Origin of the sequence: Rhodococcus parequi, assembly GCF_046042785.1 — a bacterium.
GTDB classification, from domain to species: Bacteria; Actinomycetota; Actinomycetes; order Mycobacteriales; family Mycobacteriaceae; genus Prescottella; species Prescottella parequi.
The window spans coordinates 218,384-234,796 of the sequence record NZ_JBDLNV010000006.1; the positions used below are offsets into that span (position 1 = coordinate 218,384).

12 protein-coding genes are annotated in these 16,413 nt (G+C 69.2%); 4 read left to right on the forward strand and 8 right to left on the reverse strand.

The window, feature by feature from the left end:
* Positions 1 to 78: 78 nt before the first annotated feature.
* The 4 genes from narI to ABEU20_RS18215 are packed head-to-tail and all read right to left on the reverse strand — an operon-like array spanning position 79 to position 6,831.
* Positions 79 to 846 (reverse strand): respiratory nitrate reductase subunit gamma, encoded by a 768-nt coding sequence (gene narI / locus ABEU20_RS18200; RefSeq protein ID WP_420165783.1) that lies wholly within the window; start codon positions 844 to 846, stop codon positions 79 to 81.
* Positions 843 to 1,448 (reverse strand): nitrate reductase molybdenum cofactor assembly chaperone, encoded by a 606-nt coding sequence (narJ, locus tag ABEU20_RS18205; protein WP_420165784.1) that lies wholly within the window; start codon positions 1,446 to 1,448, stop codon positions 843 to 845. Before narJ ends, narI begins: the two co-directional genes overlap by 4 nt.
* Entirely contained in the window at positions 1,445 to 3,112 is a 1,668-nt protein-coding gene (gene narH, locus ABEU20_RS18210) for a nitrate reductase subunit beta (RefSeq protein WP_420165785.1), read from the reverse strand. The genes narJ and narH overlap by 4 nt, the downstream gene beginning before the upstream one ends.
* The gene (locus tag ABEU20_RS18215; protein WP_420165786.1) at positions 3,112 to 6,831 is read right to left on the reverse strand and encodes a nitrate reductase subunit alpha; all 3,720 of its coding nucleotides are present in this window, start codon (positions 6,829 to 6,831) and stop codon (positions 3,112 to 3,114) included. Before ABEU20_RS18215 ends, narH begins: the two co-directional genes overlap by 1 nt.
* A gap of 110 nt (positions 6,832 to 6,941) precedes the next feature.
* On the opposite strand from ABEU20_RS18215, the gene ABEU20_RS18220 reads away from it, so the two are divergent.
* Together ABEU20_RS18220 and ABEU20_RS18225 are read left to right on the forward strand one after the other, a co-directional pair.
* Positions 6,942 to 7,913, forward strand: coding sequence for a tellurite resistance/C4-dicarboxylate transporter family protein (locus tag ABEU20_RS18220; protein WP_420165787.1), 972 nt, complete (start codon positions 6,942 to 6,944; stop codon positions 7,911 to 7,913).
* Between the two features lie 107 nt (positions 7,914 to 8,020).
* A complete protein-coding gene (locus ABEU20_RS18225; protein WP_420165788.1) occupies positions 8,021 to 8,779 on the forward strand; it encodes an SDR family NAD(P)-dependent oxidoreductase in 759 nt (252 codons plus the stop codon).
* Between the two features lie 65 nt (positions 8,780 to 8,844).
* Here ABEU20_RS18225 and ABEU20_RS18230 read toward each other — a convergent pair whose 3' ends face one another.
* The 4 genes from ABEU20_RS18230 to leuA all read right to left on the reverse strand — a co-directional run bounded on the left by ABEU20_RS18230 (position 8,845) and on the right by leuA (position 14,106).
* Complete coding sequence (locus tag ABEU20_RS18230; protein WP_420165789.1) at positions 8,845 to 10,974, reverse strand: oxidoreductase; 2,130 nt, start codon at positions 10,972 to 10,974, stop codon at positions 8,845 to 8,847.
* A 126-nt stretch (positions 10,975 to 11,100) separates the two neighbouring features.
* Entirely contained in the window at positions 11,101 to 11,631 is a 531-nt protein-coding gene (locus ABEU20_RS18235; RefSeq protein WP_420165790.1) for a TspO/MBR family protein, read from the reverse strand.
* 28 nt (positions 11,632 to 11,659) lie between these two features.
* Positions 11,660 to 12,022, reverse strand: a complete 363-nt coding sequence (locus ABEU20_RS18240; protein ID WP_420165791.1) for a hypothetical protein — start codon at positions 12,020 to 12,022, stop codon at positions 11,660 to 11,662.
* A 275-nt stretch (positions 12,023 to 12,297) separates the two neighbouring features.
* Positions 12,298 to 14,106, reverse strand: a complete 1,809-nt coding sequence (gene leuA, locus ABEU20_RS18245; protein WP_420165792.1) for a 2-isopropylmalate synthase — start codon at positions 14,104 to 14,106, stop codon at positions 12,298 to 12,300.
* Between the two features lie 230 nt (positions 14,107 to 14,336).
* On the opposite strand from leuA, the gene ABEU20_RS18250 reads away from it, so the two are divergent.
* On the forward strand, positions 14,337 to 14,714 hold the full coding sequence (locus ABEU20_RS18250) for a hypothetical protein (protein WP_420165793.1): 378 nt from the start codon (positions 14,337 to 14,339) through the stop codon (positions 14,712 to 14,714).
* A 34-nt stretch (positions 14,715 to 14,748) separates the two neighbouring features.
* Positions 14,749 to 16,389 (forward strand): SulP family inorganic anion transporter, encoded by a 1,641-nt coding sequence (locus tag ABEU20_RS18255; protein WP_420165794.1) that lies wholly within the window; start codon positions 14,749 to 14,751, stop codon positions 16,387 to 16,389.
* Positions 16,390 to 16,413: the final 24 nt, after the last annotated feature.

Below are 16,413 nucleotides of genomic sequence, written 5' to 3' on the forward strand. Positions count from 1 at the left end.
CGCGCCTTCCGCGGGCCCTGGACCGCGGAGTGCGCACTTATCGCGCTCGGGGGGTGTCGAGATACGCGATGTGCGCACTTATCGCGGGGTGCGGGGCGGACGGGTCGCGCCGGCGTCCCAGCCCCGCCCGGGCATCTCGGTGCGCGGGGCTCCTCCGACGTCCCGGCTGCGATAGACGATGTAGGGCCGGAAGAGATACTTCACCGGGGCGCTGAAGGCGTGGACCAACCGGGTGAACGGCCACAGGATGAACAGCACGATCCCGATCAGCGCGTGCACCTGGTAGGTGAGCGGCGCGGTCGCGATCAGGTGGATCTCGGGCTGCAGGATGAACAGGCTGCGGAACCACGGGCCGATGGTCTCGCGGTAGTTGTAGCCCTCGTGCAGCGAGTTGGCGGCGACGGTGGTCCACAGCCCCGCGCAGATGGTGGCGACGAGGACGAGGTACATCATCTTGTCGTTGCGGGTCGTCGCCATGAACACCGGGCCCTTGGTGCGCCTGCGGTACAACAGGATCCCGATGCCGACGAGGGTGCAGAAGCCGGCGAGGCCGCCGAGGACGTAGGCGACGTAGTGGTACCGCGTCTCGGTGACCCCGAGCGCGGCGGTCCACTCGTCGGGGATGACCAGCCCGAGAACGTGTCCGGCGACGACGAACACCAGGCCGAAGTGGAACAGCGGGCTACCGATTCGCAGCAGCCGTGACTCGTAGAGTTCCGACGACCGTGTGGTCCAACCGAACTGGTCGTATCGGTACCGCCAGGCCACGCCGGTCACGAAGATCGCTACCATGACGTAGGGCAGCACCGCCCACAGCAGGATGTCGGTGAGGCTGCTGTCGGTCATCGCGTACCTCCGGTCGGGAAGGGCTCCAGTCCCACGTCCTCCTGCGGCGGACCGCTGCGCGCGAGCGCGAGCACCGCGTCCCGGTCCTTGGGCGTCGGGCCCGGCAGCGTCGACAGCAGTGCGTCGAGCACCGCGAGGTACGGGCTGTCGACGTCGACGAGGCCGAGCCGGATCAGTTGCAGACCCAGCACGTGTTTGACGAGCAGCGCCCGGTCGCCGGTGGCGGCGGCGAACTCGAGGACCACGGGCAGGAAGTCCGGCAGGTCCGCGGCGGAGAACTCGATCCCGGCGCGCCGGTAGTACTGCTTGAGCCGCACCAGCGTCACCCCACGCCTGCGGGTGTCGCCGTCGGCGTAGTACGTCAGGTACAGGCAGCTCTTGCGCCGCAGGTCGAACGTCTCGACGTAGTGCCGCGTGAGGTCCGGAAGGGGCTGTGTCCGTAGATGTTCGACGAACGCGGCGAGTGACGCCGCCGCAGCGCCGTGCGGCAACTCCGCCAGTGCCTGCGCGACGACCGGCAGCCGGTCCACCAGCGCTGGGGTGGGGTAGTCGAGGAGCAGCGACGAGGCCTGGTCGAGGACGCGCAGATCCGCGGCGCTCATCGCGTGTCCCCGTCGCGCTTCGGGAACATGCCGTCCACGACGCCCTTGCCGTCCCAGTTCAGCAGATTCACCCGCGCGGACCGGTCCTGCGGGTCGGCCACGTCCTCGGCGGTCTGCCGGTGTCTGAGCGCGTGGAACGTCTCGACCGCGACCGGGACGGGCCGGCCCGACGCCTCCCCGAACGGTCCGCTGTCCAGCATGCCGGGGCCGCCCTCGAAGTCGAGGCTGCACCCGAGCTCCTCGAGTTGATGGGCCTGCTCGGCGTGCGCGGTGGGGATCACGTACCGCTCCTCGTACTTCGCGATCGCCAGCAGTCGGTACATCTCGTAGATCTGCTCGCCGGTCATGCCGACCGCCGTCGCTATCGACTCGTCGGGTTCGTCCGCGAGATTGAGGTCGCGCATGTACGAGCGCATCGCGGCCAGACGGTGCAGGACGTCGGTGACCGGTTCGGGGTCGCCGGCCGTGAACAGCCCGGCCAGGTACTCGATCGGGATCCGCAGCGTGTCGATCGCGCCGAAGAGGTTGTCGAGATCCTCACCGTCGTTGCCGGTTTCGGTGAGCACGTCCACGACCGGGGACAGCGGGGGGACGTACCAGACCATCGGCAGCGTGCGGAACTCCGGATGCAGCGGCAGCGCCACCCGGTACTTCTCGATCAGCGCGTAGACGGGTGACCGGCGCGCCGCATCCATCCAGTCCTCGGGGATGCCCGCCGCCCGCGCCGCCTCGATCACCGCCGGATCCTCCGGATCGAGCAGCAGACCCCGCTGGGCGTCGTAGAGATCCTGCTCGTCGGGCGTCGACGCCACCTCGCCCACCCGGTCGAGGTCGTAGAGCACGATGCCGATGTACCGCAGTCGCCCGACGCACGTCTCCGAGCAGACGGTGGGGAGACCCACCTCCACGCGCGGGTAGCAGAACGTGCACTTCTCGGCCTTACCCGTCCGGTGGTTGAAATAGACCTTCTTGTAAGGACATCCGGTGACGCACATCCGCCACCCGCGGCACTGGTCCTGGTCGACCAGCACGATGCCGTCCTCGGCACGCTTGTACATCGCGCCCGACGGGCACGACGCCACGCACGACGGGTTGAGGCAGTGCTCGCAGATGCGCGGCAGGAAGAACATGAACGTCTTCTCGTACTCGAGCCGGACCTTCTCGGTGGCCTGGTTCCGCATCTGGTCGAGGATCGGATCGTGCGCCTCGGTGGCCGCGGTGCCACCCAGGTCGTCGTCCCAGTTGGCGCTCCACTCGATCGGCATCGGCTTGCCCGACAGCAGCGAGATCGGTTGCGCCACCGGGAAGTCGTCGCCGAGTGGTGCTCTGGTGAGGGTGTCGTAGTCGTACGTCCACGGTTCGTAGTAGTCGCGAATGTTCGGCAGTAGTGGATTCGCGAAGATCGACAGTAGCTTCTTGACCCGGCCACCGGCGCGCAGCGTCAGACGTCCGCGGCGGTTCAGCGTCCACCCGCCCTTCCACAGATCCTGATTCTCGTACTTGCGGGGATAGCCCTGCCCCGGACGGGTCTCGACGTTGTTGAACCACACGTACTCGGTTCCGCCCCGGTTGGTCCACGTCTGCTTGCACGTCACCGAGCACGTGTGGCACCCGATGCACTTGTCGAGATTCATCACCATCGCCATCTGCGCGGCCACCTGCATCAGTACTGCACCTCCTGGCTGCGGCGGCGGATCACCGTGACCTCGTCGCGTTGGTTTCCGGTGGGACCGAGATAGTTCCAGCCGAAGGACAGTTGCGCGTATCCGCCGATGAGGTGTGTCGGTTTGACGAGCACCCGGGTGAGGGAGTTGTGGATGCCGCCGCGCCGGCCGTCCGTCTCCGACTTCGGGACGTTGATCAACCGCTCCTGGGCGTGGTGCACGAACACGGTGCCCGGCGGCATGCGATGCGTCACGACCGCTCTGGCGACGAGCACACCGTTACGGTTGACGGCCTCCGCCCAGTCGTTGTCCGCGACGCCGATCGCGGCGGCGTCGTCGACGTTCATCCACACGTTCGGCCCGCCCCGCGACAGCGAGAGCATCAGCAGGTTGTCCTGGTACTCGGAATGGATCGACCACTTCGAGTGCGGTGTCAGGTACCGCACGGACAGCGCCTTGCCGTCGCGGTCCCCGAGGCGGGTCTCCCCGAACAGGCGTGTGATGTCGAGTGGGGGACGGTAGATGGGCATGACCTCGCCGAATTCCCGCATCCACTCGTGGTCGAGGACGAAATGCATTCGGCCCGTGAGCGTGTGCCAGGGCTTGAGCTCCTCGACGTTGATGCTGAACGGCGCGTATCGCCGGCCACCGGCCTCGCTGCCCGACCATTCGGGACTGGCGAGCGTCGCGACGGGCTGCGCCTGCGTGTCGGCGAACCGGATCCGACGCTCCTCGTTGCCCGCGGCCAGGTGGCTCAACGGTCTGCCCACACGCCGGGACAGTTCCTCGAACCCGGCGACCGCGAGGCGGCCGTTCGTGGTCCCAGACAGTGCCAGGATCGCCTCGGCCATCTTCGCGTCGGTGTCGAGCGCGGGCCGACCCGCACCCGCGCCCGACGACATCACGCCGCACCGCTGCGCCAGATCGGCCACTTCCGCGTCCGGGTGGAACGTGACGCCCTTGGTGTTCAGTCCCAGCTTCTCGACGAGCGGTCCGAGCGTGGCCATCTTCTCGGCGATCGCGGTGTAGTCACGCTCGACCACCGTCAGCCCCGGCATCGTCCAGCCCGGGACCGGGTCCACATCGCCCGTGCGCCAGTCGTGCACCTCGCCGAACGGTTGCGCCGTCTCGCCGGGGGTGTCGTGGCCGAGCGCGGTCGCCACCAGGTCGCGTCGAGTGCCGAGGTGGGTCCTCGCGAGTTCGCTGAAGCGGCGGGCGATCTCGGTGAATGCGTCGAAGTCGCTGCGGGCCTCCCACGGAGGATCGACGGCCGGGGTGAACGCGTGCACGAACGGGTGCATGTCGGTGCTGGAGAGGTCGTACTTCTCGTACCAGGTCGCCGCGGGCAGCACGATGTCCGACAGCAGCGTCGAACTGGTCATCCGGAAGTCCAGCGACACCATCAGGTCCAGCTTGCCGCGGGGTGCGTCGTCCCGCCACCGCACCGACGTCGGGCGGGTCTCGGGCGGTGTCTCGTCGGCGCGCAGACTCGACCCCGCACCGAGGAGATGTTCGAGGAAGTACTCGTTGCCCTTCGCCGACGCGCCCAGTAGGTTCGCCCGCCACAGCGTCAGGACCCGGGGCCAGTTCTCCTCGGCATCGACGTCCTCGACTGCGAAATGCAGCTTCCCGCTGCGAAGCTGGTCCACGACGTAGTCGCCCACGTCGGCCCCTGCCGCCGCCGCGTCGTCCGCGAGATCGAGGGGATTGCGGTCGAACTGCGGGTACGACGGCATCCACCCCATCCGTGCGGACTGCGCGATGGTGTCCGCGGTGTGCTGCCCGGCGAGGCGTCCTTCCGCGAGCGGGGAGGTGAGGGCGTCGGCGCGGTAGCCGTCGTAGCGCCACTGGTCGGCGTGCATGTACCAGAACGCGGTGCCGATCGCCTGGCGCGGCGGCCGCGACCAGTCGGTGGCCATCGCCATCGTCGCCCACCCGGTGAACGGCCGCACCTTCTCCTGACCCACGTAGTGCGCCCACCCGCCGCCGTTCTTGCCCATGCTGCCGGTGAGCATCAACAGCGCCAGCACCGCGCGGTAGGTGGCGTCGCCGTGGAACCACTGGCAGATGCCCGCGCCCATGATGATCATCGAGCGTCCGCCGGATCTCTCTGCGGAGTGCGCGAACTCGCGGGCGATGCGCACCACCGACGCGGCCGGAACCGACGTCAGCGACTCCTGCCACGCGGGGGTGTACGGCTCGTCGGGGTCGTCGAATCCGTCGGGCCACGTGCCCGGCAGTCCGTCCCGTCGCACCCCGTACTGCGCGAGCATCAGGTCCAGAGCGGTGGTCACCAGGTGTCCGCCGACCTCGCGGGCCGGCACACCCCTCCGCAGCACCGCGCCCTGCTCGCCGACGTCGAAGCGCGGCAACAGGATCTCGACATCACGACCGGCGCCGGGTGCGTCGCGCACACTCAGCGCGGGCACGGTGTCACCGAGGTCCAGGTTCCACTGTCCGACACCGGACTCGGTGTGCCGGAAGCCCAGGCTGCCGCGTGGGACGACCGGTGCGCCGTCAGCCGAGTCGAGAAGCACCGTCTTCCATTCGGCGCCCTCACCGTCGTCGCCGATATCGGACGCCCTCAGGAACCGGCCGGGCACGTACGCGCCGTCGCGCTCGGTGAGCGTGACGAGGAACGGGAGATCGGTGTAGCGCGAGGCGAAGTCGGAGAACATGGGGACACGTCGGTCGACGTAGTTCTCCTGCAGGATCACGTGTCCCATCGCCATCGCGAGGGCACCGTCGGTGCCGGGCTGTGCGGGCAGCCATGCGTCGGCGAACTTGGTGGCGTCGGCGTAGTCGGGGGAGACCACCACCACCTTCTGGCCGCGGTAGCGGGCCTCCGCCATCCAGTGTGCGTCCGGGGTGCGTGTCACCGGGACGTTGGAGCCCCACATGATCAGGTACGCCGCGTCCCACCAGTCGCCCGACTCGGGCACGTCGGTCTGGTCGCCGAACACCTGCGGTGAGGCGACCGGAAGGTCGGCGTACCAGTCGTAGAACGACGCCATCACCCCGCCGAGCAGTTCGATGAACCGGGACCCCGCCGAGAACGAGACCATCGAGAACGCCGGGATCGGAGAGAACCCGGCGACGCGGTCGGGGCCGTACTTCGCGATGGTGTGCACGTGGGCCGCGGCGATCATCTCCACCGCATCCTCCCACGACGCCCGCACCAGCCCACCCTTGCCGCGTGCCCGTTGGTAGCGCGCCCGACGGTCGGGATCGCCCACGACGTCGGCCCATGCCAGCACCGGATCACCCAACCGCTCGCGAGCCTCCTGGAACATCTCGAGCAGCAGGCCGCGCACGTACGGATAGCGAACCCGGGTGGGGGAGTAGGTGTACCACGAGAAGGCAGCGCCGCGGGGGCAACCGCGAGGTTCGTATTCGGGGCGATCCGGACCCACCGACGGGTAGTCCGTCGCCTGCGTCTCCCACGTGATGACGCCGTCCTTGACGTACACCTTCCACGAGCACGACCCCGTGCAGTTCACCCCGTGCGTCGACCGGACGACCTTGTCGTGGCTCCACCGGTCCCGGTAGAACACATCACCCTCGCGCCCACCCGTCCGGTACACCGCGCGCAGGTCCGCGGACAAGGTGGAACGAGTGAAGAAGCGCCCCGTCTCGAGCAGGGCCGCACCGAGTGGGCTCTCGATCGGCGCGGGCGGTGTCGGGGCGGAGCGATCGGGGTCCTCGGTTGCACGCGACATGGCTGCCTCCCTCTGTCGAGGATGGCGCACACGGGCGAGGCGCGCAGCGAAACTCGACCGGAACCGCCGAATCGGGACCGGGCGCATCCCGACACGCGCATCATGGGGAGGTGTCCGACGGACCGGGTGTGAAGGCGGGAACCGGCCGCGCCCTGACCGCCATTCCGGCAGGAGCAGGGGCCGCGGCCATGTCGACCGGCATCGTGTCGGTGGCCCTGCATCTCACCGGTTTCGAGTGGTTTTCCCGCTTCTGGCTGATCGTCGGCGGGCTGGTCTGGGTGCTGCTGGTGGTGGTTTTCGTCGGTCGACTGTTCGACGACCGCGCGCGCTGGGCGAACGAGGCGGACACCCCACCGGCCCTCACCGGCGTGGCGGCGACGTGCGTGCTCGGTGCCCGGTGTGTGCTGCTCGACTGGAACCACGTGGGCTGGGTGGCGCTCGGGATCGCTCTCGTCGCCTGGACGGTGCTGATTCCGGCGGTGGTGCGGCACTGGGCATCACCCACCGTCGGCGTGCACTTCCTGCTCTGCGTCTCGACGCAGGGCCTCGCGGTCCTGGGAGCCTCGCTCGCGGTGGCGGCGTCGGCGCACTGGCTCGTCGGTCCCGCGCTGGTTGCGTTCATGCTGGGGCTGTTCTTCTACCTGATCGTGCTGATCCGGTTCTCGTACGACCAGTTCCGCGTCGGTGCCGGCGACCACTGGGTGTTCGGTGGCGGTCTCGCGATCAGTGCCCTGGCCGCGGGAAAGCTCGCTCCCGCGTCGGTCGCGGCCGGCTGGCCCGAGGGTGTCCACGACGCGATCCGGATCGCCGGCGTGGTGATCGTGTGCATAGTGCTGATCGACTACGTGGTGTTGGTGATCTCCGAGATACGTTGGCCCCGTCTGCAGTACGACGTGCGGCGCTGGTCCACCGCGTTCCCCATGGGAATGACGGCGGCGGCGTCGCTCACGGTCGCGGTCTCGTCCGATGCCGACTGGCTCCGGCCGATCGGTGAGGTGCTCGTGTGGCCGGCTGTCGTGGTGTGTCTGGTCCTGCTCGTCGGGTCCGGGCGGCATCTTGCGGCCGAGGCGCGTCCGGCGTAGAGAGAACGCCCGGTCCGATTTCCGCCGGTACCGCACCCCGGCGTCGAGCAGTGTGGACGACAGCGATCGCCCGTCCCTCCACTCACTTCTCGGAACGGAAGTCACGCATGTCTGCACGTCTGGAAAACAAGGTCTTCATCGTCACCGGCGGATCGTCCGGCATCGGGCTGGCGGTGGCTCGTCGCCTCACCGTCGAGGGCGCCGCGGTGATCATCGGCAGCCGGCGCAAGGACGTCGGCGAGGCGGCCGCCGAGAGCCTGCGCGGCGGCGGTGGCACGGCGATCTTCGTCCCCGCCGACGTCACGGTCGAGGACGACGCGGCGCTGTTGGTCACCACCGCGATCGCCGAGTTCGGCCGGCTGGACGGCGCGTTCAACAACGCGGGCGGTGTGAACGCCTCCGGTCCGATCTCGAGCGTCGACGCCGACGAGTGGAACGCCGAACTGGCACAGAACGTCACGAGTGTCTTCCACTGCCTCAAGCATCAGATCCCGGCCGTCCTCGACACCCGCGGCGCGATTGTGAACAACGCCTCGAACATGGGAGTGGTCGCGCTGCCGGAGGCGGCCCCGTACGTCGCCGCCAAGCACGCGGTCGTGGGTCTGACACGGTCGGTGGCGCTCGAGGTGGCCGACCGCGGTGTGCGGGTCAACGCCATCACCACCGGAGGCGTCGACACGCCCCTGGCGCGCGGGTCGATGGCCGGCACCGCCGAGGCGCTGGCCCACATCGAGTCGCTGCACCCGGTGAATCGCATCGCGCAACCCGACGAGATCGCGCCGTTCGTGGCGTTCCTGCTGAGCGACGAGTCGTCGTTCGTCACCGGTGCCGCACTCGCGATCGACGGTGGATTCACCACGCGCTGAGCAGCATTCGAAAACGCCGACGGCCGACCCCGAGACGATCTCCGGGGCCGGCCGTCGACGGACGATCAGATCTGGGTGGCGACCTTCCATGCCGAGTGGATCGCGCCCTCGATGTAGTCGACCTCACCGGCGTCACCCACGACGCGGACGTCGACACCGGCGCGGGCCAGCTCGTCGGCGAGCGGCGCCGCCGCCGAGACACCCGACGCGACCACGACCATGCTCGCCGGTGCGGACAGCGACTTGCCGCCCGCGGTGAACTCGACGGTCTTCTTGGTGATGCGCTCGACGGTCGCGTTGCGCTGGATGTCGATGCCGAGCTCCTTCGCGTGCTTGACGGCGGTCCAGCGGCGCGGCATCGCCATCGGCACACCGAGCTGCTGGCCTTCCTCGATCAGCGTCACGCGACTGCCGCGCTCGGCGAGGAACTCCGCGAGCTCGAGCCCGACCAGCGATCCGCCGATCACGACGACGTTCTTGCTCATCGGCAGGAACTTGAGGAACTTGCGGCTCAGGGTGCGGATCTTCTCGGGGCTCTTGGTGATGCCGACGAGACCGCCCACCTTGCCCGCGATCCGCAGGAACAGCGACTGGTCCGAGACGTCGCCCGTGCCGGTCATCAGGCCGCGCAGGCTGTCACCGGTGTGCACGTGGGGCAGGCTGCCGCCCGGCACGCTCGGCCGCGCGCGCACCGCACCGGTGGCGACGACGACGGTGTCGGGCGCGAGGGCCTGGATCGTCGCGGCCGTGGCGTCGGTCTTCAGTCGGACGTCGACACCGGCGCGCCGCACCTCGTTGCTCAGCCAGTTCAGCAGGCGCTCGTTGTCGGGCGTGGTGAGCGTCGAGAACCAGAGCGTGCCGCCGAGCCGGTCGGTCTTGTCCAGCAGGGTGACGCGATGTCCACGCTCGGTGGCGACGCGGGCCGCCTCCATGCCGCCGGGTCCGGCGCCGACCACGACGACGTGCTTGCGCTTGGTGACGCTCGGGAACGGCAGCAGCGTCTCGTTGCCCAGCGCCGGGTTGACCGCGCACAGCGGGGTGTCGTCCCAGAAGTTCTCCTGCACGCACACGTAGCAGTTGATGCAGGGGCGGACCTGCTCGGTGCGGCCGGCCTCGAGCTTGTTGACCAGTTCGGGGTCGGCCAGCAGCTGGCGGCCCATCGCGACGAAGTCGGTGTGGCCCTCGGTGATCATCTGCTCGCCGACCTCGGGCAGCATGCGGCCGACGGTGATGACCGGGATCGACACGGCCCGCTTCACGACCGCGGCGTTGTCGGTGTAGAAGCCGACCTTGTTGGGCAGCGGGCCGTCGGTGAAGTTCGCGAACGCGTTCAGCGCGGTGCCGGTGACGTGAATGGCGTCGGCGCCGGCCTCCTCGAACATGGCGGCGGCACGAGCGGACTCGTCGGGGGTCAGGCCGTCGGACTCGCCGTACTCCTGCCCGGCCAGACGCACGATGACGGCGAGGCTGTCGCCGACCTCGGCCTTGACCGCGCGGATCACCTCGCAGGACAGCCGCGCGCGGTTCTCGAGCGATCCGCCGTACTCGTCGGTGCGCTGGTTCGAGTAGCGGCTCAGGAAGCCGCCGAGGACGTAGTTGTGGGCGGCGTGGATCTCGACGGCGTCGCCACCGGCCGCCTTGACGCGGCCGGCCGCCTCGGCGAACATCCGGACCAGCCACTCCAGGTCCTCGTGGGTGGCCTCGTGGTAGGTGGCCTTCTTGCCCTCCTGGATGGCGGCCATCTTCCCGAGTTCCTCGGGGGTGCAGTCGATCATCGCACTCATGTCGCCGGGGGGCTTCGGGATGGACGGCACCAGCTGCGGGTGGCCGTCGAGGGTGTCGATCCGGGCGACCTTGCCGTGGTGCGTCATCTGCACGCACAGCTTGCTGCCGGCCTCGTGGACCGCGTCGGCGAGCGCCTTGAGGCCGGGAATGAACCGGTCCTCCGACAGGCCGGGTTCCTTGCGGCTGGTACAGCCCGCCGGGTACGCGACCGCGCAGCAACCGGTGATGATCATTCCCGTCCCGCCCTGGGCGCGGACCGCGAAGTGGTCGATGTCGCCCTGGTGGATCTCGCCGTCCTCGCAGAGGTTCATGTCCATCGCCGGGAGTACGACCCGGTTGTCCAGCGTGATCGGCCCGATCTTGCCGGGGGAGAGAAGTCGGGGGAACGTCGTCTGCTGTCGGATCGTCACGAGCCGAAGCTATTTTGCAACGCCCGCCGCTTGGGGCGCCTTCCCGCTCAGCGGGACTTCGCGCGGGGCCGGGGGCGGGCCGGCGCCCGACGCGCCCCGGGGCCGTTCGGCCGACAAACAGCCAGGTCAGCGCTTCGAGCGGCCGCGGTTGATCCGCCAGATCGTGCCCGACAGCACGGTCGCGAAAGCGCACCACACCGCGTAGGGCGCGAGGGCGGCGCCGGCGGCCGGACTGGTGCGCGCGGTGCGCCGGACGAGGTCGGTACTGCTCGCGGTGAGCAGTCCCGCGACCACCGGCGCGGCCCACAGTCGGTGCGCGCGGAAGAAGACCCAGCTCCAGCTCGCGTTGACGGCGAGATTCACCACCAGTGCCCGCCGGTAGGCCGCGGCGGGCCCGGGGTCCTCCTCCTGCAGCCGGGCCAGCGCGGCAGCCGACGTGACGGCGACGTCGGCGTACAGCGCGGTCCACACCACCGGGAAGACGATGGGCGGGGGTTGGAACGCGGGCTTGCGCAGGCCCGCGAACCAGTTGTCCTCGCGGGGCCGTCGGCTCGCGGCCGAGCCGACCACTGCCGTCCCCGCCGTCAGCGCACCGGTGCGGAGCAGCGAACTGCGCAGGCGTCCCCGTGTCGCGTGGGGGTCGTGGTCGCGTGTCATCGTCGCTCCCGTCCGTCGGTGGTCGCAGTCAGGCTGCGCCGGTTTTCAGTCCGGCGAGTCGCGCCGAGCTCTCGACCCACTGGTCCGTGCGATCGAGTTCGGTGATGACCGCGTCGAAGGCGTCGATCAACCAGTACCTGTGGGCCCGGGCGAGGACGTGCCCGGGAGCGTGCCGGTGGTCACGGAACTGCACCTGCCAGGAATCCTGACCCGCGTCGTCGAAGCCGTGGGTGGCGAGTACGTGTCGGCGGAACGCGAATTCGACGCGCACAGCCGATTCCGATTGGAAGACCACGATTTTCGTCGGACGGTGCGTGACGACGGACAGTGCGTGCACCGCGTCGTCGAATCGGCGGTGGTGGACAGGACTGGTGGTGCTCGATGCGCTCATCGCGCTCTCTTTCTGCTCCGGGAACGAAAAATTCCGCTGTTCCCGGTGTCGTTGCGCTCGGACCCACAGGACGAAATACCTGCTCGATCCCGAGGGAACGGGATCCGGCGCCGTGCAGACGGATCTGCCGATCCGCGTCCTACATCGCAGCCTTCTCCGGCCGCGTCCACCCAGCCTAACCGACCGGCTCCCGGTCGCGACGTGAGTCGAACGCGACAGGCGCACAGCCGAAGGGCCCGCATTCGTACGAATGCGGGCCCTTCGGCTGTGGGAACTCAGTGTGCGCGATTGACCGCGGTGACCACGGCGCGCAGCGACGCGGTGGTGATGGAGGTGGCGATGCCGACGCCCCACACGACCTTGCTGGTGCCGTCCGGCAGCGTCACCGCGCACTCGACGTACGCGGCCGCCTGGGCATCGTCGCCGGCGGACATCGCGTGCTCCGAGTAGTCCAGGACGCGGACGTCGAAGCCGACGGTGCCCAGCGCGTCGACGAACGCGGCCAGCGGGCCGTTGCCGGCGCCGGAGATCTCCTGCTCGGCTCCGTTGATCTTGACGACCGCGGTGATCGCGTCGGTGCCGCCGTCCTCCTCGGCCGCCGTCACCTTCTGACGCATGCGCTCGAGCGGGCTGACCGGCGACAGGTACTCGTCGGCGAAGACGTCCCAGATCTCCTTGGGCGAGACCTCGCCGCCCTCGCCGTCGGTGATCCTCTGCACGGCCTGGGAGAACTCGATCTGCAGGCGACGCGGCAGCTGCAGGCCGTGGTCGGCCTTCATGATGTACGCGACGCCGCCCTTGCCGGACTGCGAGTTGACGCGGATGACGGCCTCGTAGGTGCGGCCCACGTCCTTGGGATCGATCGGCAGGTAGGGCACCTCCCACACGATGTCGTCGACGTCGGCGTTCTGCTCGTCGGCCGCGACCTTCATCGCGTCCAGGCCCTTGTTGATCGCGTCCTGGTGGCTGCCCGAGAACGCGGTGTAGACCAGGTCGCCGCCGTACGGGTGGCGCTCGTGGACCGGCAGCTGGTTGCAGTACTCGACGGTGCGACGGATCTCGTCGATGTTCGAGAAGTCGATCTGCGGGTCGACGCCGCGGGTGAACATGTTCAGACCCAGGGTCACCAGGCACACGTTGCCGGTGCGCTCACCGTTGCCGAACAGGCAGCCCTCGATGCGGTCGGCGCCCGCCTGGTAGCCCAGCTCGGCCGCCGCGACACCGGTGCCGCGGTCGTTGTGCGGGTGCAGCGACAGGATGATGCTCTCGCGCTGCGCCAGGTTGCGGTGCATCCACTCGATCGAGTCGGCGTACACGTTGGGCGTCGCCATCTCGACGGTGGCCGGCAGGTTGATGATCACCCGATTGTCGGGGGTGGCGCCCAGGGTCTCGACGACCGCGTCGCACACCTCCTTGGCGTACGACAGCTCGGTGCCGGTGTACGACTCGGGCGAGTACTCCCAGCGCCACTTGGTGTCGGGGTGGTTCTTCGCCTCCTCCAGCACCAGCGCGGCGGCGTCGGTGGCGATCTTCTTGATCGCGTCCTTGTCGGCCCGGAACACGACACGACGCTGCAGGATGGACGTCGAGTTGTAGAAGTGCACGATCACGTTCTTCGCGCCGTCGCAGGCCTCGAACGTACGCTTGATCAGCTCGGGGCGGGACTGCGTCAGCACCTGGATGGTGACGTCGTCCGGGATCGCGTTGTCCTCGATGATCTCGCGGACGAAGTCGAAGTCCGTCTGGCTCGCGGACGGGAAACCGACCTCGATCTCCTTGTAACCCATCCGGACCAGCAGTTCGAACATGCGGCGCTTGCGAGCCGGGCTCATCGGATCGATCAGCGCCTGGTTACCGTCGCGCAGGTCCACGGCGCACCACTGCGGGGCACGGTCGATGACCTTGTCGGGCCAGGTGCGGTCCGGCAGCGACACCGTCTCGACTTCTTCGCCGTACGGGCGGTAGCGGAAGGTCGGCATCGACGAGTTCTTCTGGGTGTTCCAGGCCGGCTGATCGGCGGGCGCCGGCTTGGACGGCGGCGTGATGGTGCGCGAACCGGAAGTGAAGGCGTCAGCGGGGGACATGGGAATCGATCTCCAGGTTGGTGTGTGGACTGTAGAGAGCCCGACAGCTGAGGCGACCGGCGCACGGAGAGGACCCGCGACGGGTGGCCAGTCTGGATCAGACCCCGCCGCGGCACCCAAGAAGGAGCGCGCGCTGCATAGAAAGCACTGTACCCCTGCCCCCTCTCGGCACGTGAGAAGTGGGGAGCAAATTCACACTCGGGGTGGGCGCGGCGTGGTCGACTGTGCGCATGACAGCACAGCTCGACGCGGCCCGGACCTACGTTGCCGCTCTGCTCAGCCACGACGGCGACTCCGCGCCCTATGCACCCGGCGCGGTGCGCTACGAGGTGGGTCTCAAGACCGGGTTCTCGGGAAACCACTTGCGCCGCAGCCTTTCGCGCGGTCCGCAGTTCCGGTTGATCCGCGCGATCCGTGACGAGGAATACCGGGTGGAGGGCGACGAGGTGGTGGCCGACTACCTGATCGACGCCGGGCTGTTCGGTCGCACGCTGGTCACCGCGCGGGTGCACGAGACGTTCGTGATCCCGGCCGACGACCCCCGCATCCACCGGATCCGGGCCGAGTTCCGCCTCGTGCGCAGGAACAACCTCATCCCCCGGGAGTGAGGACGAGGCCTGGCCCGCCCCGCACACTGCACCCATGGCTCGAGTGGTCGGTGTCCTGGGACGCTGGGCGCGTTCCCGGCTCCCGGAGCGCCGCACGTTCAAGAACGACCTGATCGCGGGTATCCCCGGGGCGATCAGCAGCGTGCCGGACGGCATGGCGTCGGGCGTGCTCGCGGGGGTCAACCCCGTGCACGGGTTGTACGCGAGCTTCGCGGGACCGCTGTTCGGCGGCCTGCAGACCAGCACGAAGCTGATGGTGATCACCACGACCAGCGCTGCCGCCCTGGCGGCGGGATCGGCCGTCGCCGACGTTCCGGAGGCGGCCCGGTCCGGCGCGATCGTGCTGCTGACGCTGATCGCGGGGCTGATCATGGTCGCCGCAGCACTGCTGCGCCTGGGCCGGTACACGCGTTTCGTCTCGCACTCGGTGATGACCGGCTTCCTCACCGGTATCGCGGTGACCAAGTTCTTCGACGTGGTCTCCAACCCGTCGGGGATCGACTGGCGTGCGCTGGTCACCGGGGTGACGGCACTGCTGGTGCTGGTGATCCTGGCCCGCACGCGGCTGGCACTGTTCGGTTCGCTGCTGGCCCTGGTCGTACCCAGCGCCGTCGTGATCGGGTTCGGGTGGGACAGCGTCGCGCGGGTCTCGGACGTCGGCACCATCCCCACCGGACTGCCGATGCCGCTGCTCCCCGATCCCGGTCTGTTCTCGTTCGAACTGCTGGGCGGTGCGCTCGCGGTCGCGGTGATCGTCCTCGTCCAGGGCGCGGGTGTCGCGGAGTCCGCGCCGAACCGGGGCGGTGGTCGATCGGACGCGGACGTCGATTTCTCGGCCCAGGGCGTCGGCAACGTCGGCGCCGCGCTGTTCGGTGGGATGCCGGTCGGTGGTTCGGTGGGCCAGACCGCTCTCAACGTGTCCTCCGGCGCCCGCGGGCGTTGGGGAGCGGTGTGGTCGGGGATCTGGATGCTGGTGATCCTCGTCGTTTTCGCGGGTGTCGTCGGCAAGGTGCCCATGCCGACTCTGGCGGCGGTCCTGGTCGTCGCGGCGGTGGGCTCGATCCGCCCCCGGGAGATCGGCGTGATCCTCCGGACCGGGCCGACGTCGCAGATCGCGATCGTGACGACTTTCGTTGCGACGCTGCTCCTTCCCGTGGCAGCAGCAGTGGGAATCGGTGTCGCGCTCTCGCTGCTGTTGCAGCTCAATCGGGAGGCGATGGATCTCTCGGTGGTGGAACTGGTCCCGGGTGACGACGGGACGTTGCGCGAGCAGCCGGCGCCGAAGACACTCGCCGACGGTCAGGTCGTCGTCCTCGACGTCTACGGCAGCCTGTTCTACGCCGGCGCCCGCACGCTGCAGGCCCGCCTGCCGGATCCGGCAGGTGCGGTGAGCCCCGAGGTGATCCTGCGACTGCGCGGGCGGACCACGTTCGGGGCGACGTTCTTTTCGGTGGTGCGCGACTACACACAGCGGTTGGAGGCAGCCGGCGGGCGGCTGTACCTGAGCGGGATCGACAGGGCGGTCTCCGACGACTGGGACGAGGACCGGTTGGCCGGTCAGGGCCTGGCGTTGGAGGTGTTCCCGGCCACGGACACGATCGGTGAATCGACCCGACGAGCCTTCGACGCCGCCGAACGCAGAATCGTCCGGGTGACCGCTCGCGCGGAGGGTTGAGCGGTGCTGGGTTCGGAAGCGCTC

Coding starts and splice junctions, on each gene's coding strand:
- ABEU20_RS18240 (WP_420165791.1), bottom strand. CDS start 12,022: ATGAGCGCATCGAGCACCACCAGTCCTGTCCACCACCGCCGATTCGAC.
- leuA (WP_420165792.1), bottom strand. CDS start 14,106: ATGTCCCCCGCTGACGCCTTCACTTCCGGTTCGCGCACCATCACGCCG.
- narI (WP_420165783.1), bottom strand. CDS start 846: ATGACCGACAGCAGCCTCACCGACATCCTGCTGTGGGCGGTGCTGCCC.
- ABEU20_RS18225 (WP_420165788.1), top strand. CDS start 8,021: ATGTCTGCACGTCTGGAAAACAAGGTCTTCATCGTCACCGGCGGATCG.
- narJ (WP_420165784.1), bottom strand. CDS start 1,448: ATGAGCGCCGCGGATCTGCGCGTCCTCGACCAGGCCTCGTCGCTGCTC.
- ABEU20_RS18235 (WP_420165790.1), bottom strand. CDS start 11,631: ATGACACGCGACCACGACCCCCACGCGACACGGGGACGCCTGCGCAGT.
- ABEU20_RS18250 (WP_420165793.1), top strand. CDS start 14,337: ATGACAGCACAGCTCGACGCGGCCCGGACCTACGTTGCCGCTCTGCTC.
- narH (WP_420165785.1), bottom strand. CDS start 3,112: ATGCAGGTGGCCGCGCAGATGGCGATGGTGATGAATCTCGACAAGTGC.
- ABEU20_RS18215 (WP_420165786.1), bottom strand. CDS start 6,831: ATGTCGCGTGCAACCGAGGACCCCGATCGCTCCGCCCCGACACCGCCC.
- ABEU20_RS18255 (WP_420165794.1), top strand. CDS start 14,749: ATGGCTCGAGTGGTCGGTGTCCTGGGACGCTGGGCGCGTTCCCGGCTC.